Source organism: Streptomyces sp. NBC_00775 (assembly GCF_036347135.1).
GTDB lineage: Bacteria > Actinomycetota > Actinomycetes > Streptomycetales > Streptomycetaceae > Streptomyces > Streptomyces lutosisoli.
In genome coordinates this window covers 5,045,846-5,065,651 of sequence record NZ_CP108938.1, presented here as the reverse complement: position 1 = coordinate 5,065,651, position 19,806 = coordinate 5,045,846, and the positions used below count along the sequence as shown (strand labels likewise).

Genomic DNA, 19,806 nt, shown 5'->3' with positions numbered 1-19,806 from the left:
ACGGGGCGAGGGCGGGGCAGGCGGCAGGGTACGGGGGTCCCTGCCACAGGCCTGGGGCGAGCCCCTCGTCGAGACGCCCCTGGTCCAGAGGCTGGTCCAGAGGCTGGTCCAGACGCCGCTGATCGAGACGCCCCTGTTCAGAGGGGGGTGCGTCGGGCTAGCGTCCGTTCATGGCAGCTTTGGAGACTCCGCAGGCCTTCGACCCGTGGGACCCGGCGTTCGTGGCGGACCCGTACCCGGCGTACGAGGAGCTGCGTGCGCGTGGCCGGGTGCACTACTACGAGCCCACGAAGCAGTGGCTGGTGCCGCATCACGCGGATGTGTCGGCGTTGCTGCGGGACCGACGCCTGGGCCGGACGTATCAGCACCGGTTCGCGCACGAGGACTTCGGGCGGACGGCGCCGCCGGCCGAGCACGAGCCGTTCCATGTGCTCAACGACCACGGGATGCTCGACCTGGAGCCCCCGGACCACACGCGCATCCGGCGGCTGGTGTCGAAGGCGTTCACGCCGCGTACGGTCGAGCAGCTGAAGCCGTATGTCGACCGGTTGGCGGGTGAGCTGGTCGCCGGTCTGGTGGAGGCCGGTGGCGGCGATCTGCTGACCGATGTGGCGGAGCCGCTGCCGGTGGCGGTGATCGCCGAGATGCTGGGCATCCCGGAGTCCGACCGGGCGCCGTTGCGGCCCTGGTCGGCGGACATCTGCGGGATGTACGAGCTGAAGCCGTCCGAGGAGACGGCGGCGAAGGCGGTCCGGGCGTCGGTCGAGTTCACGGAGTATCTGCGGGAGCTGATCGAGGCGCGTCGCAAGGAGCCGGGCGACGACCTGATCTCGGGCCTGATCGCGGCGCACGACGAGGGTGACCGCCTCACCGAGCAGGAGATGATCTCCACGTGTGTCCTGCTGTTGAACGCGGGGCACGAGGCGACGGTGAACGCCACGGTGAACGGGTGGTGGACGTTGTTCCGCCACCCCGAGCAGCTGGCCGCCCTGCGTGCGGACCACTCCCTGATCCCTACGGCGGTGGAGGAGCTGATGCGCTACGACACCCCGCTCCAGCTCTTCGAGCGGTGGGTTCTCGACGACATCGAGATCGACGGTACGACCGTCCCTCGTGGCGCGGAGATCGCCATGCTCTTCGGCTCGGCGAACCATGACCCGAAGGTCTTCGAGGCGCCGGAGCGGCTGGACCTCACCCGCGCCGACAACCCGCACATCTCCTTCAGCGCGGGCATCCACTACTGCATCGGCGCACCGCTGGCCCGTATCGAACTGGCGGCGTCCATGGCCGCGTTGCTGGAGCGGGCCCCGACGCTGTCCCTGGCAGCCGAGCCGGCCCGCAAGCCGAACTTCGTGATCCGCGGCCTGGAGGGTTTGCGGGTGGAGGTCTGACGGTTGTGTGTCGGGATTGCGCAGTTCCCCGCGCCCCTTAAGGGGCGCGGGGAACTGCGCGAGCAACCCCCACCCACCCGCACCCGACACACAACCGAACGGGGTCTGGGGCAGAGCCCCAGAAGGATGGGACGGGTAGGGGCGGCGGGGGCGAAGAAACCGCAGGTCGCTCTCACGTGGTCATGTCCCGTCGGCGCAGTCCCACCAACCCCCCAGCGACCAGCAGACCCGCAAGCCCCGTCAGGACGAGGACCGGCGTCCACGCCATGGCACCGCCCGGCAGCTTGGGGAGGTGGCCGAAGGGGGAGAGGTCCAGGACGGTTTGGGGGACGTTGAGGGCGGGGCCGATCCAGCCGAGCAGGAGGGCGAGGCCGGCCACGCCCCAGGCGCCGGGGGCCAGGCGGGGCGAGAGGCCGTAGAGCAGGACCGCAAGGCTGCCCAGAGTCCAGATCGCCGGGACCTGGACGAGGCAGGCGCCGAGGATGGGGCCCAGGTCGGCGCCGTAGCCGAGGCCGAGTCCGAGGCCGCCGAGCAGCATGATGAGGACGGCGCCGCCGAAAGCGATGGCCAGATGGCCGGAGGCCCAGCGCAGTCGGCCCACCGCGTTCGCCAGGACCGGCTCGGCCCGCTGCGAGGTCTCCTCGCCGTGCAGCCGCAGGACGGAGGCCACCACGAACAGCGCGGCGACCATGCCCAGCATCCCCACCATCGTGGCGAGGAACGCGTCCGTGATCCCGGCCTGCCCGCCCATCCGTTCGATGATCTCGCGGGTCTTGCGGTTGTTCCCGACGAGGTCCGAGGCCCCCTTCGTCATCCCGCCGAACGCGGCCCCGGCGGCGAGGAACCCGAGGCTCCAGCCCAGCACGGCGCCCCGCTGCAGGCGCCAGGCCAGCGCCCCCGCCGTACCGAGCCGTCCCGTGGCGGGACCGGGCCGCGTCGGCAGGAAACTCATACCGACATCGCGGCGCCCGGCGAGCTCGTAGGCGACCGCGCCCTGGATCGCGACCGCCGCCGCGAACAGCGGCAGTACCCACCAGCGTTCGTCCGCGAAGGACCTGATCTCCTCCAGCCAGCCCACCGGGGAGATCCAGGTCAGCGGCGACGATCCGTCGTCCGTCGCCGAGTCGCCCGCCGCCTTCAGCACGAAGGCCGCACCGAGCAGCCCGCCCGTCAGCCCCTTCGCGAGCCGCGCGCTCTCCGTGAACTGGGCGACGATCGCCGCCATCGTGGCGAAGACCATGCCGACTCCGCCGACGGCGAGCCCCAACGCCAGTGCTCCGGCGCCGCCCTGCCCCGCGAGCCCGCCCGCGATGAGCAGCGAGAGGACGCCGTTCGCGACGAACGCCGCCAGCAGCGCGGCGGTCAGCGGGGCCCGGCGTCCGACCATCGCCGACGAGATGAGTTCCTGCCGCCCGCTCTCCTCCTCGTCCCGGGTGTGCCGTACGACGATGAGCAGGCTCATGATCCCGGCGAACACCCCGGCGTAGCCGCCGATGCGCCAGGCGGTGAGTCCGCCGAGCGAGTCGCTGAACACCGGCCCGTACGTGGCGCGCAGGGAGCTGTTGGTGAGCATCTGGCGGGCGACGTCGGCGCGTTCGGCCGGGGTGCTGTAGACGGTCTTCAGCGAGTTCGGCATGGAGAGCACCAGCAGGCCGGTCACACCGGCCCAGAGCGGCATCATCACGCGGTCGCGGCGCAGCGCGAACCTCAGGAGCGCGCCCGTTCTGGCCAGTTGACGAGATCCGCCGGCCCGCACCGCGAAGGCCGAGGCAGTCTTGGCAGTTGTGCCATCCGTGCCATCCGTGGCATCCGTGGCGGTCATCGCGCTGTCGCCCCTTCGGAAGCAGCCAGGGCATCTTCCTGGTAGTGCCTCAGGAACAGCTCCTCCAGCGTCGGCGGGGTCGACGTCAGCGACCGTACGCCGGAGTCCGTGAGCGAACGCAGTACGGCGTTCAGTTTGTCCGTGTCGACCTGCAACCGCACACGCCTGCCCTGTACGTCGATGTCGTGCACCCCGGGCAGTGACGCCAACCCGTTGGGTGCGCCCACGAGTTCGGCGGTGACGCTCGTACGGGTCAGGTGGCGCAGTTCGGTCAGCGTGCCGCTCTCGACGGTCCGGCCCTTGCGGATGATGCTGACCCGGTCGCAGAGCTCCTCCACCTCGCTGAGGATGTGCGAGGACAGCAGGATGGTGCGGCCCCGGTCGCGTTCCTCCTCGACGCAGCGCTGGAAGACCTCCTCCATCAGCGGGTCGAGGCCCGAGGTCGGCTCGTCGAGGATCAGCAGGTCGACGTCCGAGGCGAAGGCGGCGACGAGGGCGACCTTCTGGCGGTTGCCCTTGGAGTACGCGCGCCCCTTCTTGGCGGGGTCCAGCTCGAACCGTTCGATCAGGTCGGCCCGCCGCGCCTTGTCGAGGCCGCCGCGCAGCCGGCCGTACAGGTCGATGACCTCGCCGCCGGAGAGGTTCCGCCACAGGGTCACGTCACCGGGGACGTAGGCGACCCGGCGGTGCAGTTCCACCGCGTCCGCCCAGGGGTCCCTGCCCAGCAGCTGCGCCGCGCCCGAGTCGGCGCGCAGCAGGCCGAGCAGGACACGGATGGTGGTGGACTTCCCGGCGCCGTTCGGGCCGAGGAAGCCGTGCACCTCACCGGTCTCGACGTCCAGGTCGAGGCCGTCCAGCGCGTGTGTCCTGCCGAACGACTTGTGCAGTCCCGAGACCGTGATCGCCTTCGTCATGGTTCAGAACGTACGCTACGTTCACAAATTTGTGAAGTTAAGGAAGCGTGTGAACCATGGATACACTGGGTGGCGGCGCGTGAGCAGGGCGAATGAGCAGGGGAGATGATCCGGGGAGATGGCCGAGCCCAAGGAGCTCAAGGAGCTCAGGGAGCCCGAGGAGCCCAAGGAGCCCGAGGCGGCGGAGCGGGACGCCGAAGCGGTCTCCAAGTTCGTCGAGAGCTTCGCGGCGCAGCTCGTCGAGGCCGGGATGCAGCGGATGCCGGCCCGTGTCTTCGCGGCGCTGCTCGCCTCCGACACCGGCACGATGACCTCCGCCGAGCTGGGCGAACAGTTGCGGATCAGCCCCGCCGCGGTCTCCGGCGCCGTGCGCTACCTCGCCCAGCAGCACATGGTCTCGCGGGAGCGCGAGCCCGGGTCCCGCCGTGAGCGCTACCGCGTCCACAGCAACCAGTGGTACGAGGCGCTCACCAACCGTGAGGCGGTTTTGAAGCGGTGGGAGTACGCGTTGCGGGACGGGGTGGACAGTCTTGGGCGGGGGACGCCTGCGGGGCGGCGGCTTGCGGAGACGCTGGCGTTCTTCGAGTTCATCGACGGGGAGATCGCGCAGATGATGGAGCGGTGGCGGGTTCATCGGGAGCAGCACTTCGGCGCGGGGTGAGTGCCCGCGCCGAAGGGGTGCCGGAGAGATGCCCACAGGGTGCCGAAGGGGTGGGGTGGTGACGGGGATTCGGGGGCTGCGGACCGTATGTGGCTGGTCGCGCCCACGCGGTGGAGCCGCAAAATGTCACAGCCCCGCGCCCCTGAAGGGCGCTCCTACCTCTCCTTGGTTTCTTCGAGCACCGTCCTGCCCAGCAGCGCGTACCGTTCCGGAGCCCGGCGCTTCAGGTAGGTCGCGTAGGCCAGGCCGCCCACCGCTATGAGGGCGACGATCCACGGGGTGGACTTGAGGATGAGGGAGCCGGACTCCGTTCCCGCCGCGGCGCCCATGTTGGATACCAGCAGGGCCACTACGCCGAGCATCGCGAGGCCGCCGAGGAGGGGGGCGGTGAAGGTCTTGAACCAGTGCTTGCTCTCGGGGTGGTGGGAGCGGAAGTAGGCGAGGACCGCGAAGGAGCAGACGGCCTGGACGATCAGGATGGCCATGGTGCCGAGGATGGCGAGCAGGACGTAGGTGCCGGTGTACGGGTCCTTGCCGGCGGCCCAGAACGCGCCGATCAGGATCGCGCTGACGACCGTCTGGACCAGGCCCGCGATGTGCGGCGAGCCGTGCCGGGGGTGGGTGCGGCCGATGGTCCGCTGGAGGGAGGGCAGGACACCCTCGCGGCCCAGGGCGTACATGTAGCGGGCGGCGCAGTTGTGGAAGGCCATGCCGCAGGCCAGTGAGCCGGTGATCATCAGCCACTGCATGACGTCGACGGCCCAGTGGCCGACGTAGTGCTCGGTGGGGTTGAAGAAGAGCGCGAGGGGGTTCGCGGAGGAGGCGGCCGTCAGGGCCTCGCTCTCGCCGTTGCCCGTGATGGCCATCCAGGACACGAAGACGTAGAAGACGCCGACGCCCAGGACGGAGATCATCGTCGCCTTGGGGATGATCTTCTTCGGGTCGCGGGACTCCTCGCCGTACATCGCCGTCGACTCGAAGCCGACCCACGACCAGAAGGCGAAGAAGAGACCGAGTCCGGCGCTGGTGCCCTTGAAGGCGTTGACCGGGTTGACCGGGCCGAAGGTGAAGCCGTGCGGGCCGCCGCCGTGCAGGGCGACGGAGATCGCCATCGCGGCGAGGATCGTCACCTCGGTGCCCAGCAGCACGACCAGCAGCTTTTCGGCCACGGAGACGCCGAACCAGGTCCCGGTCGCGTTGATGGCCAGCATCAGGATCGCGAAGGCCCACCACGGCACGTCAAGTCCCGTCTGGTCCTTGAGGGTTCCGGTGGCGAAGGTGGAGAAGATGCCGATCAGGGCCGGCTCGAAGACGACGTACGCGAAGGTGGCCAGCAGGCCCGAGGCGAGTCCGACGGTGCGGCCGAGACCGTACGAGATGAAGCCGTAGAAGGCGCCGGTGGAGGTGATGTGCTTTGCCATCGAAGTGAAGCCGACGGAAAAGATCGCCAGGACGACCATTGCGACGAGGTAGCTCGCCGGGGCGCCGATGCCGTTGCCGGCGGAGACCATGAAGGGCACGTTGCCGGTCATGGCGGTGATCGGCGCGGCGGTGGCGACGGCCATGAAGACCACGCCGAGGAGGCCGATCGCGTTCGGCTTCAGCCGGTGAACTGTCCCTCCGGGCGCGGAATCCGTGTCCGCTGCCTCGGGGGCCACGCCCTCTTGTACTGCCATCGGGTGGCCCCTTTCCTCATGCACTCAGTCGCTGATCGCTCGGTGATCGGTGGTGTTCGATGAGCCGGAATCCTGCTGGGCAAATGAGTCGTCTTACCGGCAGCCGCGTTAAATGTTTGTCAACCAGACCTTTAGAGCGGTGCGGGAGCGAACGTCTGCGTTAACTCTCCGGCCGGGTGTGGACCCGGCCCCGTGCCCCTTCGTACGGTCGCCGTCATGAGCACCTACTCCGCCACCCTCGGCGGCCGGAAATACACCTTCGCCGGCCTCGCGTCGCTGCTCGCCGCCGCGAGCCCCGAGCGCTCCGGCGACCGGCTCGCCGGCCTCGCCGCCGAGTCCGCGCAGGCGCGGGTGGCGGCGCGGTGGGCGCTGGCCGAGGTGCCGCTCGCGCGGTTTCTCGCCGAGCCGGTGATTCCGTACGAGGACGACGACGTGACCCGGCTGATCGTGGACAGCCATGACCCGGTGGCCTTCGCACCCGTGTCCGCGCTCACCGTCGGCGACTTCCGGGAGTGGCTGCTGTCCGAGGCGGCGGACGCGGCGGCGCTCGCCGCGCTGGCCCCCGGGCTGACGCCCGAGATGGTGGCCGCCGTCTCCAAGCTCATGGGCAACGCGGACCTGGTGGCGGTCGCCCGCAAGGTGCGGGTGGTCACCGCCTTCCGCTCCACGATCGGCCTGCCCGGCCGGCTGGCCACCCGCCTCCAGCCCAACCACCCCACCGACGACCCGGCGGGCGTCGCGGCGGCCCTGCTCGACGGACTCCTCCTCGGCTCCGGCGACGCGGTGATCGGCATCAACCCGGCGACGGACAGTCCGAAGGCGGTACGGGACCTGCTGGAGCTGCTGGACGGAGTGATCGACCGCTACTCCATCCCCACCCAGTCCTGCGTCCTGTGCCACGTCACCACCAGCATCGACCTGATGGAACGCGGCGCCCCCGTCGACCTCGTCTTCCAGTCCATCGCCGGTACGCAGGCCGCGAACGCGTCCTTCGGCGTCACCCTGGGGCTGCTCGACGAGGCGTACGAGGCCGCCAAGGGGCTCGGGCGGGGGACGGTCGGGCAGAACGCCCTCTACTTCGAGACCGGCCAGGGCAGCGCGCTGTCCGCCGACGCGCACCACGGGGTGGACCAGCAGACGGTGGAGGCGCGGGCGTACGCGGTGGCCCGGCGCTACGACCCGCTGCTGGTGAACACCGTCGTGGGCTTCATCGGCCCGGAGTACCTGTACGACGGCCGCCAGATCCTCCGGGCGGCCCTGGAGGACCACTTCTGCGGCAAGCTGCTCGGCCTCCCGATGGGCCTGGACATTTGCTACACCAACCACGCCGACGCGGACGACGACGACATCGCCACGATGCTCACCATGCTGGGCGTGGCAGGCGCGTCCTTCGTGATCTGCACGCCGGGCGGCGACGACATCATGCTCAACTACCAATCCGCCTCGTACCACGACGCGTTGTACCTGCGCGAGGTCCTCGGGCTGCGCCCGGCACCGGAGTTCGAGGCATGGCTGGACGGAATCGGGCTGCTGGACGGCGGTGGCGCCATCAGGGATGTGTCCGGTACGGCGCACCCCTTGATGACGATCGGCAAGGAGATAGCGGCATGACGGACGACCGCCAACTGGGCCAACTGGCAACACTCGTACGGGCCTTGGTGGCACCGCCCGAATCCGACGCCGCTCTCTGGGCGTCGCTGCGCCGCCACACCCAGGCCCGGATCGGACTCGGCCGTGCGGGGTCCGCGCTGCCCACCCGGCACCGGCTCGAACTGCAGGCCGCGCATGCGGCGGCGCGGGACGCGGTGCATTCGCCGTTCGAGCCGGACGTGGTGGCGGCCGCGCTGACGGGCGTTCCGACGATACGGGTGCGCAGTGCCGCCCCCGATCGGCTCACGTACCTTCAGCGCCCCGACCTGGGGCGGCGGCTGGACGACATCGACCGCGCACATCTGCCGCGCGACGACTGGGACCTGGTGTTCGTGGTCGCCGACGGGTTGTCCAGCCGGGCCGTCCATGAGCATGCCGCGCCGGTGATCCGGGAGACGACGGCGCTGCTGCCCGCCGAGTGGCGAATCGCGCCGGTGGTGCTTGCCGAGCAGGCCAGGGTGGCGCTCGGGGACGACATCGCGCAGGCGCTCGGGGCCTCGATGGTGGTCGTCCTCATCGGCGAGCGCCCCGGTATGTCGGCGGCCGACTCGCTGGGTGCCTACCTGACCCACACCCCCCGCCCCGGCCACACCACCGACGCCGACCGCAACTGTCTCTCCAACATCCGGCCACCGCTGGGGCTGGCCCATGCCGCGGCTGCCGCCAAGCTGGTGGCGTTGATGCGGGGGGCGCGGGAGCTGGGTTGCACGGGGGTTGCCTTGAAGGACGAGTCGGACACGGCGCTGTCGGTGGGGTGACGCCGTCGGTTTGGCTGTGTCTCGGCTGCGGGCCGGTGGGGGCTGGTCGCGCAGTTCCCCGCGCCCCTAAAAGCCAAAAGCCAAAAGCCAAAAGCCAAAAGCTAAGAGCCCTCCGCCTCGGCGGTGGTGAGTTGGTGGCGCATGTCGCTGGCGGTCTTGCGTATCGACTCGCGGAGCGACGGTGAGAAGTCGGGCCGGGTTTCGGCCCTGGTGGCGGCGGCTTCGGCCGACTCGGTCCAGGAGCGCAGGACTTCGAGGGGGCGCTGGTGGCCGCAGTCCAGTTCGGCGCCCGACTGGTCATAGACGACGGCCTCGTAGCCGACGTTCACCCAGACGCTGATGCCCTGGTCGTGGAAGGCCACGTCGAACGGCACGTCGTCCGCGGGCACGGGCTCCGAGTCACCGGCCACGACCGTGAACTGCTCGCCCGGCTTCATCCAACGGTCCTCACCGAGCGGCTCGATCCAGAGCGCGAGTATCTCGTCGGTGTCGTTGCTCAGTCTCACCTTGGCCATCCCAGCACCCTAACCAGGCGCCCTTAAGGGGCGCGGGGAACTGCGCGACCAGCCCCCACCGCCCCGCAGACGCATTCAGGGGCGCGGGGAACGGCGCAATCTTTCAGGGGGGTCTGGGGGCGCAGCCCCCAGGAACGGGATGGGACGGGTAGGGGCGGCGGGGGCGAAAACCCCCTACGCGCGCCCCGGCGGCAAGGTAAGCCCCCACGCCCCCTCCCGCACCACCCACGTCCGAGTCCGCACAGGCCCCCCGACCACAGAGTCCGCCCGATACCGAAAGTCGGCCCCGGACACCGTCACCCGCCGCCCCACGACCCGGAGGGGCGACCCCTCGACCCCCACCGACGCGGGCCGGATCTCCACCTCCGCACCCCCCGACACCCCGGGTGTCACCCACACCGTCTCCACAGGCTGGTCAAGATCCACCACCAGCACCCCGTCCACCTCGATCCGCAACCGCGCGGGCCCGGGCCCAGGCACGGCAGCCAGCCGCGAAGGCCGCGCGGCGAGGGTGCGGACCAGGGACTGGCAGGTGCGCAGCCAGGGGTGCGACGCGGCCTCCGAGGGGACCTCCGAGGGGACCGGGGACAGCACCGACGGGATCCGGAGCGCGCCCAGCACCACCCCGTCGCTGTCGTCCACGAGCAGGTCCAGCCGCCGCTCGACCCCGTCGAGAACGGCCCGCGCGGCGGCCACGGCCCCGGTCGGCACCCCCAGCGACCGGGCCAGCGACAGCACACCCCCCACCGGCACCAGCGACAGCGCACACGCGGTGAGCTCCCGTTGCCGGTGCAAAAGGGACACAGTTCGCAACAGGGCCCGGTCGTCGCCGATCACGACCGGTCGCCGGGACCCCCGTCGGGCCAATGCCCGAGCGAATTCCTCGGGCCCCTCCGGCAGGCACACTTTTGTCGCCGCACCCGCGCTGAGCACGTCTTTCGCGATCCGTACAGACTCGCCGTCCGTCCGACGGGCGACCGGGTCGATGACCACCAAGAGCTGGTCGGAAGCCGCCACCTCGGTCATGCCTCGCTTCCTCGGGTACCATCTTGCTGCAAGAGCCCCTTGCGCTATTGCGCCAGGGGCTTCGTCTATTCCGGGGCATCCGGTCCGACGGTCGCGGCCAAAGGAGGTCGCCGGCGTACGCAGCCGTATCGAAAACCAGCCGCGTACGTCCCCGACCTTGGACATGCCCCGCCCGGAAGGGGTGTACGCCTGTGCCCGCACTTGTGCTGCTCGGTGCTCAGTGGGGTGACGAAGGCAAGGGAAAGGCCACCGACCTGCTCGGTGGATCTGTGGACTATGTGGTGCGCTACCAGGGCGGCAACAACGCCGGCCATACGGTAGTCGTGGGCGATCAGAAGTATGCCCTCCACCTCCTCCCTTCCGGAATCCTCACGCCGGAGTGCACTCCGGTGATCGGAAACGGAGTCGTCGTCGACCCGTCGGTCCTGTTCTCCGAGCTGAACGGACTGAACGAGCGCGGCGTCGACACGTCCAAGCTCCTGATCAGCGGAAACGCCCACCTCATCACGTCGTACAACGTGACCGTGGACAAGGTGACGGAACGCTTCCTCGGGAAGCGGAAGATCGGCACGACGGGGCGTGGCATCGGCCCCACCTACGCGGACAAGATCAACCGCGTCGGCATCCGCATCCAGGACCTGTACGACGAGTCGATCCTGACGCAGAAGGTCGAAGCGGCTCTTGAGGTCAAGAACCAGCTGCTCACCAAGCTCTACAACCGCCGCGCCATCGAGGCCGGCCAGGTCGTCGAGGAGCTGCTGAGCTACGCGGACCGGCTCAAGCCGTACGTCGCGGACACCGTCCTGGTCCTCAACCAGGCGCTGGAGCAGGACAAGGTCGTGCTCTTCGAGGGCGGCCAGGGCACGCTCCTGGACATCGACCACGGTACGTATCCGTTCGTGACGTCCAGCAACCCCACCGCGGGTGGGGCGTGCACGGGTGCGGGTGTCGGCCCGACGAAGATCAGCCGGGTCATCGGCATCCTCAAGGCGTACACGACCCGTGTCGGCTCGGGCCCGTTCCCGACCGAGCTCTTCGACGAGGACGGCGACGCGCTGCGCCGCATCGGCGGCGAGCGGGGTGTCACGACCGGCCGTGACCGCCGCTGCGGCTGGTTCGACGCGGTCATCGCCCGCTACGCGACGCGTGTGAACGGTCTGACCGACTTCTTCCTCACCAAGCTGGACGTCCTGACCGGCTGGGAGGAGATCCCGGTCTGCGTGGCGTACGAGATCGACGGCAAGCGCGTCGAGGAGCTCCCGTACTCGCAGACCGACTTCCACCACGCGAAGCCGATCTACGAGACCCTCCCGGGCTGGTCGGAGGACATCACGAAGGCCAAGACCTTCGAGGACCTCCCGAAGAACGCCCAGGCGTACGTCAAGGCGCTGGAGGACATGTCCGGTGCGCCGATCTCCGCGATCGGTGTCGGGCCGGGCCGCGACGAGACGATCGAGATCAACTCGTTCATCTAGTCGGTTCAGCTGAAGCGAGGCCGTCGTCCCAAGCCGGGGCGGCGGCCTCTGCGCTGGGGCGTCGTCGTCCGGTGGTCAGTCGGCGCGTACGACGTCGATGGTTTTGCCGTTGTCCCAGTTCGTCAGGCGGAGCTTGTCCTTGCCGGTGATGGTGAACATGTGGGACGGACCGGGGGCGCAACTGTCGGAGAGGTCGGGGCCGAGGAGAAGGGCGTCGGTGGCTGAGACGAGGGTCGAGTGATATGCGCAGGGGGCGCCGTTGTCGCTGTTGGTCTGGGTCGTCGTGGCCACCTCGCTGCCGAAGGCGCCCTGCTTGATGGTGATGCGGTCGGCGGCTTCGGCCGCGTCGGAGGGATGGGCGAGCTTCCAGGTGCCGAGGTAGGCAGCGGACACCGGCCGCTTGTCGGTCAGAGCCCGGGTGAGGTCGCCGCTGAGATCTGCCGCCGTCCAGTGCAGATCGCCCCCCTTGGGGGTCAGGTGCTGCGCCGCAGCCATGACGCAGTGCTGGGAGGAGTCGGCGGGGAGACTGGCGGTGATCTTTCCGGGGTTGAGGACGAGTTCGTCGGCACTCTTCGAGGCCAGACCGGCCTCGCCCTTGCACAGCAAGTCCGGGGTGACAGAGAGGAAGGTAGAGCCCTTGTCACCCGGCTTGGCGCCGCCGAGGATCACTATCCGGACGAAAATCTTGGCGTCCTCGCCGTTCTTCGTGAGCTCGCCCTCCCAGGCCCCGGCGAACGGGTCCGCGCCGCTGCCTGAACTGCTGCTGCCCGCGCTGCTTCCGCCGCCCTTGTTGTCGTTGTCGCCGCCCCCGCCGGGCAACTGGGAGAGAACGACGATCGCCGCGACGATCGCAGCCGCGGCGGCGACGACGATGAGCCGGGTCCTGCGTCGGCGGGGTCGCGCGGCCGGTTCGACCGGTACGGGCGGCCCAGGGTCCACCGGCACCTCGCCGGGCGCCACCCCGAAGTCCCGGGTCACCGCATCCGCGGTCGGAGGTGGAGGTGTCGCGACCTCCGTCGGAGATGCCGCCGCCTCCGTAGGAGGCCCGTCCGCGTCCAGCAGCTCCGCCGCCCGTCGCCCCAGCCCCGCCAGCAACGCCCCCGGCAGCCAGGGCTCGTTCCCGGCACCGCCCTCCGTGCGGGCCGCGACCTCGGCCGGGGTGGGCCGCAGGGACGGATCCTTCCGCAGACAGTCCCGTACGAGCGTGCCGATGCCCGGCGGCAAGCCGGCCAGGTCAGGTTCCTCCTCCGCGACGCGGAACAGCAGGGCGTGCAGGCCGCTGATCGCCGTGCCGAACGGCGGTCGGCCCGTCGCCGCGAAGGCGAGCACCGAGCCGAGGCAGAAGACGTCCGAGGCCGGGGAGGTGCGCAGGCCGCGTACCTGCTCGGGCGACATGAAACCCGGCGAGCCGATCATCATGCCGGTACGGGTCCTGAAGTCGTCCAGGACGGTGTCCAGGGCCCGGGCGATCCCGAAGTCGATGACGCGGGGCGCGTCGACGGTCAGGAGGATGTTGGACGGCTTGAGGTCACGGTGGATGAGGCCCGCGGCGTGGATCGCCTGGAGGGAGACGGCGAGCCGGTTCGCCAGGACGCGGACGGAGGCCAGGGGCAGCGGCCCGTACTCCTTGTCCACGACCGTCTGGAGGGAGGGCCCGGGAATGTACCCGGTGGCCACCCAGGGCGTTGCCGCCTCCGTGTCCGCGTCCAGTACGGGCGCGGTCCACGCCCCGCCGACGCGGCGCGCGGCCGCCACCTCGTGTGCGAACCGCCGCCGGAATTCCGGCTCCTGGGCCAGTTCGGTCCGGACGAGCTTGACGGCCACGGTCCGCCCGCCTTCGGAACGGGCGAGGTAGACCCGGCCCATTCCGCCCGCGCCGAGCCTGCCGATCAGACGGTACGGGCCTATACGGGGCGGATCCTCGGGGCCAAGGGGGTCCATGCCGCTCTCCTGCCAACCGCTGGATGAGACCAGGTGATTCGTCGGAGCCCGGATCCTCACTCAGATCCTCTGCGCGGATCTTTGCACAGCAATAGGGGAGTTGGGGCACTTTGACCCGATCCTCCATGAGGATCCCCTGAGGATGAAGGGAGGATGAAGGGAGGACGCGGGGGGAATGCCGGGAGGATGCGGAGCGGCGGCAGGCAATTTCCGTTACTTGACCGGGAGATGGGGTGTTCCTGGTTTCGGAAGGGGTACGTCCGCGACCACGATCTACGCGTGTAGTCCCCACAGGCCCCCGCACGGCTCGCACGGCCCGTTCCCCTGCCCCCGCCACCCCACTCCCAGGAGCCCCGTATGCCCGTCAACCCCCTGAACCGCCGGGAGTTCGTGAAGAAGTCGGCCGTCACCGGTGCGGCCGTGGCCGTCGCGGGGACCGCTGCCGCGACGCCCGCCCAGGCGGCTTCTGGCACGAAGCCCCAAAAGGCGCCCAAGACCTGGTCGTTCTCCATCCTCGGCACCACCGACCTGCACAGCCACGTCTTCGACTGGGACTACTACAAGGACGCCGCCTACAGCGACAGCAAGGGCAACAAGACCGGCGTCGCCCGCGTCGCCACCCTCATCAAGCAGCAGCGCGCCGCCAAGGGTGAGGACCATGTCCTGCTCGTCGACGCGGGCGACATCATCCAGGGCACCTCGCTGGCGTACTACTACGCGCGCGTCGACTCGATCACCGGCACCAACGGGCCGAAGCACCCGATGGCCGTCGCCATGAACGCCCTGAAGTACGACGCCGCCGCGCTCGGCAACCACGAGTTCAACTACGGCATCGACCTGCTGCGCAAGTTCGAGAAGCAGTGCCACTTCCCGCTGCTGGGCGCCAACGCCCTCGACGCGAAGACGCTCAAGCCCGCCTTCCAGCCGTTCACCGTGAAGTGCATTCGCGTTCCCGGCGCCCCCGACATCAAGGTCGGCATCCTGGGGCTCACGAACCCCGGAATCGCCCTGTGGGACAAGGACAACGTCGCGGGCAAGATGGCCTTCACCGGCCTCGTCGAGCAGGCGAAGAAGTACGTGCCCCGCATGCGCGCCCTCGGCTGCGACGTCGTCTTCCTCACCGACCACTCTGGCCTGGACGGCAGTTCGTCGTACGGCACCGAACTCCCGTACGTCGAGAACGCGTCGAACCTCGTGGCCGAGCAGGTCCCGGGCATCGACGCGATCCTCGTCGGCCACACGCACACCGAGGTCTCGTCGTACACGGTCACCAACACCGAGACCGGCAAGGACGTCGTCCTCTCCGAGCCGTACTGCTGGGGCATGCGCCTGACCGTCTTCGACTTCGAGCTCGAACTCGTCCACGGCCAGTGGAAGGTCACCAGCACCAAGGCGCAGACCCTCAACTCCAACACGGTCGAGGAGGACGCCGAGATCACCGCCCTCCTCAAGGCCGACCACGACCTGGTGGTGAAGTACGTCAACACGGCCGTCGGCACCTGTACCGAGGACCTGTCGGCGGCCGAGGCGTGCTGGAAGGACACCGCCGCCATGGACTTCATCCACCAGGTCCAGATGGAGTCGGTCAAGTCGGGCCTGTCGACGGCGGACGCCGCGCTCCCGCTGATCTCGGTCGCCGCGTGCTTCAGCCGTACGGCCGACATCCCCAAGGGCGACGTCACCATCCGTGACGTCGCCGGTCTCTACATCTACGACAACACCCTGTACGGCAAGAAGCTCACCGGCGCCCAGCTCAAGGACTACCTGGAGTACGCGGCGAAGTACTACCACCAGGTGCCGAGCGGCACGGCCGTCGACACCGCCACGGTGACGAACGCCAACAGCTTCTGGGACTACATGTACGACATGGCCGCGGGAGTGTCGTACGAGATCGACATCGCGCAGGCCGAGGGTTCCAGGATCAAGAACCTCACCTACAACGGCACCGCGGTCGCCGACGACCAGGTCTTCGTCGTCGCCGTCAACAACTACCGCGCCAACGGCGGCTCCGGCTACCCGCACATCGCCGCCGCCGACATCGCCTACAGCTCCACCAACGAGGTCCGGCAGCTGATGATCGACTACTTCACCGCCAAGGTCACCCTGAACCCGGCCGACTTCGCGGTCAGCAACTGGAAGCTGACGCAGGACGGGACGCCGGTGTTCTGACCCGCGCGCACTGTCGCCGCAGAGACGCCACCGCGGCCGACGTCCTCCCTCCGGAGGGTGTCGGCCGCGGTGGCGTCTTTGCGTCAGGAGGCCCCAACCCGCCCGATTTTACTTGCAGTTGACCATCGGGCCGTGCCTATGGTGATCACACGCCCGGCGGCCACCAGACGTTGCACGACTTCTCGAACGACTCTCCTCTCGACCGATTTGTCGACCGAGTACGAGTACCTCCGCAACGGAACAGGAGCCCCCGTGGCCGACGAGATGGTGCGCAAGGCACAGCAGTTCATCAACGGCGCCTACGAAGGCAAGCTGGGTATCGACCGTATCCCCGAGACCGGGGTCACCGGGTGGACGACGATGTTCGGCCTCACCCGTGCCCTCCAGTACGAGCTGGGCATCACGACGCTCTCGGACACCTTCGGCCCGACCACGCTGTCCACGCTGGCGTCGAAGTACCCGAGCCTCAGCAGTGCCACGGTCCCGTCCGAGAACTTCGCCCGGATCATCCAGTCAGGCCTGTACTGCAAGGGCTACGACGGCGGCGACATCGACGGGACGTACAACTCCCGCGTCCAGTCGTCGATGGCCCAGCTGAAGCAGAACATGGGGGTGGACTTCACCTACCCCGGCGGCGACCTGGTGCCGAAGGTGTTCAAGGGTCTGCTGAACATGGACGCCTACGTCACCGTCAACAGCGGCTCGGACAGCATCCGGGCCGTGCAGAGATGGCTGAACGGGCAGTACGTGGGCCGCAAGGACTTCTTCATCATCCCGGCCGACGGTCACCACTCGCGTGACGTCGCGAAGTCCATGCTGTTCGCCGTCCAGTACGAGCTCGGCATGGCCGACGGCACGGCCAACGGCGTCTTCGGCCCGGGCACCCAGAGCGGGCTGAAGAGCCACACCGTCGCGTCCGGCGACTCGGGCCCGTGGGTGCAGCTGTTCTCCGCCGGCATGGTCCTCAACCAGCGGCCCGTCGGCTTCACTTCCAGTTTCACCAGCTCCCTCGCCTCGGCCGTCTCCGACTTCCAGTCGTTCGCGAAGCTCCCCGTCACCGGCAAGGGGGACTTCTCGACCTGGGCCTCCCTCCTCGTCTCCTACGGCGACCAGGCGCGCAAGGGCGAGGCCTGCGACGGCGTCACGCGGATCACACCGGCCCGGGCCGCCGCGCTGAAGGCCGAGGGCATCACGTACATCGGGCGGTACCTGACCAACCCGAGTACGACCTCCCTGCCGGAGAAGGCGATCCAGGCGGGCGAGCTGCAGACCATCGCCGACGCGGGCCTGCGCTGCTACCCGATCTACCAGACCTTCGGCCGGGACGCCTCGGACTTCAGCTACATCGCGGGCCGTACCGCCGGGCAGGCCGCGGTCAACGCCGCCCTGGACCACGGCTTCAAGTCCGGCACCAGGATCTTCTTCGCCGTCGACTTCGACGCCCTGGACGGGGATGTCACCTCCAACGTCCTGCCTCACTTCAAGGGCATCGAGGACGCGATAGCCGACGACGGGAACCGGTACGCGATAGGCGTCTACGGTCCGCGCAACGTGTGCACCCGCGTCGGCGAAGCCGGCCACGCGTCCGCCTCGTTCGTCTCCGACATGTCCTCCGGCTTCTCCGGGAACTTCGGCTACCCGCTGCCCACGAACTGGGCCTACGACCAGATCGTCACCCGCACTGTCGGCACCGGCGCCGGTGCGATCGAGATCGACAACAACATCGCCTCGGGCCGCGACACCGGCCAGGGCTCCTTCAACCCGCCGCGCGTGCAGAAGGCCGACACCCGCCTCGACGACTCCGTCCTCACGGCCATGCAGACGGACGTCGGCAAGTACATGGAGTCCCTCGGCTACCCGCTCGACGGCGGTACGCGCAGCTACCAGCACTGGAAGTGCTTCCAGTCGACCGTGGTCGACCACGACGACGTCATCACGGAGCTGTCGAACCGGTACAACATGCGCAAGGCGCTGGTCCAGACATCGGCGTACTGGGAGATGCGGCACATCGAGCCGCTGGACGAGGCGGCCTGGGAAGCCGTGATCCTCGCGTACAACACGACGGGCCAGTACATCAAGGACACGTCCACGGGCATCGCCAAGCAGCGCGCCCTCACCCTCGTCGGCGCGTGGAACCACTGTCTCACCAAGGGATATGTGACGGGCCGGCCGATCCTCGACGCGTCCAAGGACGACGACAAGTACTCGATCTGGAAGAAGGCGCACGACGACGAGAGCTTCGCCCTCACCAGCGTCTTCATGATCCACATGTGGGACATCGACGGGAAGCCCGGCGGAGACGACGATTCCCCCGCGATGCGGTCGCCGCGCCTGGACTACACCGACTCGGAGATCTACGACGTCCTGCGGCGCTACCAGGGTCCCGCCGAACCCGCGTTCACCGAGGCGAAGAAGCGCCTGGGGCTGTACTACGTGATGGAGAAGTACAACTCGATCTCCAGGAACGTATAGACCGCGCAGATCTCCCCGCAGGCGCAAGAGCAGGCGCAAGAGCAGGCGTAAGGAAGCGATGCGCATGATGTCCGGAGACCAGCCGTACGCCGGCCACGACGGCACCGCCGTCCTCCTGCTGACCCTGGTCGGCCTTGTCGCCACCCCGTGGCTCACGGTCTACGGGATCAGACTGGTGTTCCGCGCCAGGAAGGCCGCGAAGGCCGGGAAGGCCGCCACGGCTGGGGCCGCCCTCAAGTCCGCCGCCGTCCTGGCGTGGGCCGCGATGGCCGGCATGTACACCTGGGGCGTCCTGCACCTCGTCTTCTTCGACGACCCGGACCAGGCGCAGGCCTGCCATACGGCGATCGGTACGCGCCGGCTCACCGGATACGAACCCTCGTTCATCCCGCTGCACTTCGGCTGCCGTACCAGTGACGGACACACGGTCGAAGCGGTCATCCCGTCGTACATCAACCCGGCGGTAGCCGTGCTGGGAGTGGCCGCCGTAGCCCTCACTCTCACCGGATTCGCGAACGCCCGACGCAAGGAGGAAATCTCATGACGGCGAACTTGCCGCGACGCACCGTTCTGCGTCGCGCCGCTTTCATAGCCGCAGGCGCCACGGTCGGATCACAAGTGCTCGCCACGCCGGGATACGCGGCGGACAAGAACCCCGACCCGGCCGCGCTCCGCAAGGCGTTGAAGAAGGCGCAGCAGAAGGCCGCGGAGCGCAAGGCCCGCGTGGAGAGCGGCATCAAGTCCAAGAACGGCTGGGAGATGGAGAAGGTGGCCAACGACCGCGGCAACATCTACACCAGACCCGTTCCCGGCACCCCCGTGGACGTACAGGTGCGCATGGGTGACGTCGAGACGGTCCTCGTCCACGTCATCCGTCGCTTCCACTACGAGATCGACACGCTCCGCAAGGGCGACGTCGTCGGCTGGCGCACACCGGGGACGGTCCGCAAGGGCCTGGCGGAATCCAACCTGGCATCCGGTACGGCGGTACAGATCCGTCCCGGCTCCTACCCCTCCGGGGCGCGCGGTGGCTTCTACCCCCTCCAGGAGCTGACCCTCCGCGACATCCTCGCCGACTGCGAGGGCGTGATCCGCTGGGGCGGCGACGACCGCAGGCCGGACGAGTCGCTGTTCTCGATCGACGTACATCCAGGCGACGCGCGCCTGGTCCAGGTCGCGGAGAAGATCCGCGGCTGGAACTTCACCCCCGGCCTGGGCTCGGGTGTCCTGGTCGACCCTCTCCAGCCGGCCCGCCGCAAGGCCGCGAAGCGGCTGGCAGGTCAGCAGGCCTGACGGGCCTGACGAACCTGGCGGTGGTGGCGGCCCAGTCCTCGCC

Annotated in this window: 15 protein-coding genes; 9 read left to right on the top strand and 6 right to left on the bottom strand. The window is 69.2% G+C overall.

The features are described 5' to 3' along the window. The first annotated feature begins 170 nt into the window (after positions 1-170). The gene (locus OIC96_RS22570) at positions 171-1,391 is read left to right on the top strand and encodes a cytochrome P450 (RefSeq protein ID WP_330306091.1); all 1,221 of its coding nucleotides are present in this window, start codon (positions 171-173) and stop codon (positions 1,389-1,391) included. Between the two features lie 172 nt (positions 1,392-1,563). Here OIC96_RS22570 and OIC96_RS22565 read toward each other — a convergent pair whose 3' ends face one another. Both OIC96_RS22565 and OIC96_RS22560 read right to left on the bottom strand, forming a co-directional pair. Next, positions 1,564-3,213 (bottom strand): ABC transporter permease, encoded by a 1,650-nt coding sequence (locus OIC96_RS22565; RefSeq protein WP_330306092.1) that lies wholly within the window; start codon positions 3,211-3,213, stop codon positions 1,564-1,566. Further along, positions 3,210-4,127, bottom strand: coding sequence for an ABC transporter ATP-binding protein (locus OIC96_RS22560; RefSeq protein WP_330306093.1), 918 nt, complete (start codon positions 4,125-4,127; stop codon positions 3,210-3,212). Before OIC96_RS22560 ends, OIC96_RS22565 begins: the two co-directional genes overlap by 4 nt. 118 nt (positions 4,128-4,245) lie before the next feature. Between OIC96_RS22560 and OIC96_RS22555 the strand changes: the two genes are divergently transcribed. Continuing rightward, positions 4,246-4,788, top strand: coding sequence for a GbsR/MarR family transcriptional regulator (locus OIC96_RS22555; RefSeq protein ID WP_330306094.1), 543 nt, complete (start codon positions 4,246-4,248; stop codon positions 4,786-4,788). A gap of 155 nt (positions 4,789-4,943) precedes the next feature. On the opposite strand, the gene OIC96_RS22550 is transcribed toward OIC96_RS22555, so the two are convergent. Then, complete coding sequence (locus tag OIC96_RS22550) at positions 4,944-6,464, bottom strand: APC family permease (RefSeq protein ID WP_330306095.1); 1,521 nt, start codon at positions 6,462-6,464, stop codon at positions 4,944-4,946. A gap of 216 nt (positions 6,465-6,680) precedes the next feature. Between OIC96_RS22550 and eutB the strand changes: the two genes are divergently transcribed. Together eutB and eutC are read left to right on the top strand one after the other, a co-directional pair. Then, on the top strand, positions 6,681-8,075 hold the full coding sequence (gene eutB, locus OIC96_RS22545; protein ID WP_327430382.1) for an ethanolamine ammonia-lyase subunit EutB: 1,395 nt from the start codon (positions 6,681-6,683) through the stop codon (positions 8,073-8,075). Then, positions 8,072-8,872, top strand: a complete 801-nt coding sequence (eutC, locus tag OIC96_RS22540) for an ethanolamine ammonia-lyase subunit EutC (RefSeq protein ID WP_330306096.1) — start codon at positions 8,072-8,074, stop codon at positions 8,870-8,872. The genes eutB and eutC overlap by 4 nt, the downstream gene beginning before the upstream one ends. Positions 8,873-8,973: 101 nt before the next feature. On the opposite strand, the gene OIC96_RS22535 is transcribed toward eutC, so the two are convergent. Beyond that, the gene (locus OIC96_RS22535) at positions 8,974-9,387 is read right to left on the bottom strand and encodes a hypothetical protein (RefSeq protein WP_330306097.1); all 414 of its coding nucleotides are present in this window, start codon (positions 9,385-9,387) and stop codon (positions 8,974-8,976) included. Between the two features lie 174 nt (positions 9,388-9,561). Further along, positions 9,562-10,413 (bottom strand): diacylglycerol kinase, encoded by an 852-nt coding sequence (locus tag OIC96_RS22530; protein ID WP_330306098.1) that lies wholly within the window; start codon positions 10,411-10,413, stop codon positions 9,562-9,564. A gap of 191 nt (positions 10,414-10,604) precedes the next feature. Between OIC96_RS22530 and OIC96_RS22525 the strand changes: the two genes are divergently transcribed. After that, positions 10,605-11,888, top strand: a complete 1,284-nt coding sequence (locus tag OIC96_RS22525; RefSeq protein ID WP_330306099.1) for an adenylosuccinate synthase — start codon at positions 10,605-10,607, stop codon at positions 11,886-11,888. 75 nt (positions 11,889-11,963) lie between these two features. On the opposite strand, the gene OIC96_RS22520 is transcribed toward OIC96_RS22525, so the two are convergent. Further along, complete coding sequence (locus OIC96_RS22520) at positions 11,964-13,829, bottom strand: serine/threonine-protein kinase (protein WP_330306100.1); 1,866 nt, start codon at positions 13,827-13,829, stop codon at positions 11,964-11,966. Between the two features lie 357 nt (positions 13,830-14,186). Here OIC96_RS22520 and OIC96_RS22515 point away from each other — a divergent pair, with 357 nt between their 5' ends. From OIC96_RS22515 to OIC96_RS22500, 4 genes are all read left to right on the top strand, one after another. Then, a complete protein-coding gene (locus OIC96_RS22515) occupies positions 14,187-15,998 on the top strand; it encodes a bifunctional metallophosphatase/5'-nucleotidase (RefSeq protein WP_330306101.1) in 1,812 nt (603 codons plus the stop codon). Between the two features lie 252 nt (positions 15,999-16,250). Next, a complete protein-coding gene (locus OIC96_RS22510; RefSeq protein ID WP_330306102.1) occupies positions 16,251-18,470 on the top strand; it encodes a glycoside hydrolase domain-containing protein in 2,220 nt (739 codons plus the stop codon). A 64-nt stretch (positions 18,471-18,534) separates the two neighbouring features. After that, the gene (locus tag OIC96_RS22505) at positions 18,535-19,014 is read left to right on the top strand and encodes a hypothetical protein (protein ID WP_330306103.1); all 480 of its coding nucleotides are present in this window, start codon (positions 18,535-18,537) and stop codon (positions 19,012-19,014) included. Continuing rightward, complete coding sequence (locus OIC96_RS22500; protein ID WP_330306104.1) at positions 19,011-19,763, top strand: hypothetical protein; 753 nt, start codon at positions 19,011-19,013, stop codon at positions 19,761-19,763. Before OIC96_RS22505 ends, OIC96_RS22500 begins: the two co-directional genes overlap by 4 nt. Positions 19,764-19,806 lie beyond the last annotated feature (43 nt).

Coding starts and splice junctions, on each gene's coding strand:
- OIC96_RS22570 (WP_330306091.1), top strand. CDS start 171: ATGGCAGCTTTGGAGACTCCGCAGGCCTTCGACCCGTGGGACCCGGCG.
- OIC96_RS22565 (WP_330306092.1), bottom strand. CDS start 3,213: ATGACCGCCACGGATGCCACGGATGGCACGGATGGCACAACTGCCAAG.
- OIC96_RS22560 (WP_330306093.1), bottom strand. CDS start 4,127: ATGACGAAGGCGATCACGGTCTCGGGACTGCACAAGTCGTTCGGCAGG.
- OIC96_RS22555 (WP_330306094.1), top strand. CDS start 4,246: ATGGCCGAGCCCAAGGAGCTCAAGGAGCTCAGGGAGCCCGAGGAGCCC.
- OIC96_RS22550 (WP_330306095.1), bottom strand. CDS start 6,464: ATGGCAGTACAAGAGGGCGTGGCCCCCGAGGCAGCGGACACGGATTCC.
- eutB (WP_327430382.1), top strand. CDS start 6,681: ATGAGCACCTACTCCGCCACCCTCGGCGGCCGGAAATACACCTTCGCC.
- eutC (WP_330306096.1), top strand. CDS start 8,072: ATGACGGACGACCGCCAACTGGGCCAACTGGCAACACTCGTACGGGCC.
- OIC96_RS22535 (WP_330306097.1), bottom strand. CDS start 9,387: ATGGCCAAGGTGAGACTGAGCAACGACACCGACGAGATACTCGCGCTC.
- OIC96_RS22530 (WP_330306098.1), bottom strand. CDS start 10,413: ATGACCGAGGTGGCGGCTTCCGACCAGCTCTTGGTGGTCATCGACCCG.
- OIC96_RS22520 (WP_330306100.1), bottom strand. CDS start 13,829: ATGGACCCCCTTGGCCCCGAGGATCCGCCCCGTATAGGCCCGTACCGT.
- OIC96_RS22515 (WP_330306101.1), top strand. CDS start 14,187: ATGCCCGTCAACCCCCTGAACCGCCGGGAGTTCGTGAAGAAGTCGGCC.
- OIC96_RS22505 (WP_330306103.1), top strand. CDS start 18,535: ATGATGTCCGGAGACCAGCCGTACGCCGGCCACGACGGCACCGCCGTC.
- OIC96_RS22500 (WP_330306104.1), top strand. CDS start 19,011: ATGACGGCGAACTTGCCGCGACGCACCGTTCTGCGTCGCGCCGCTTTC.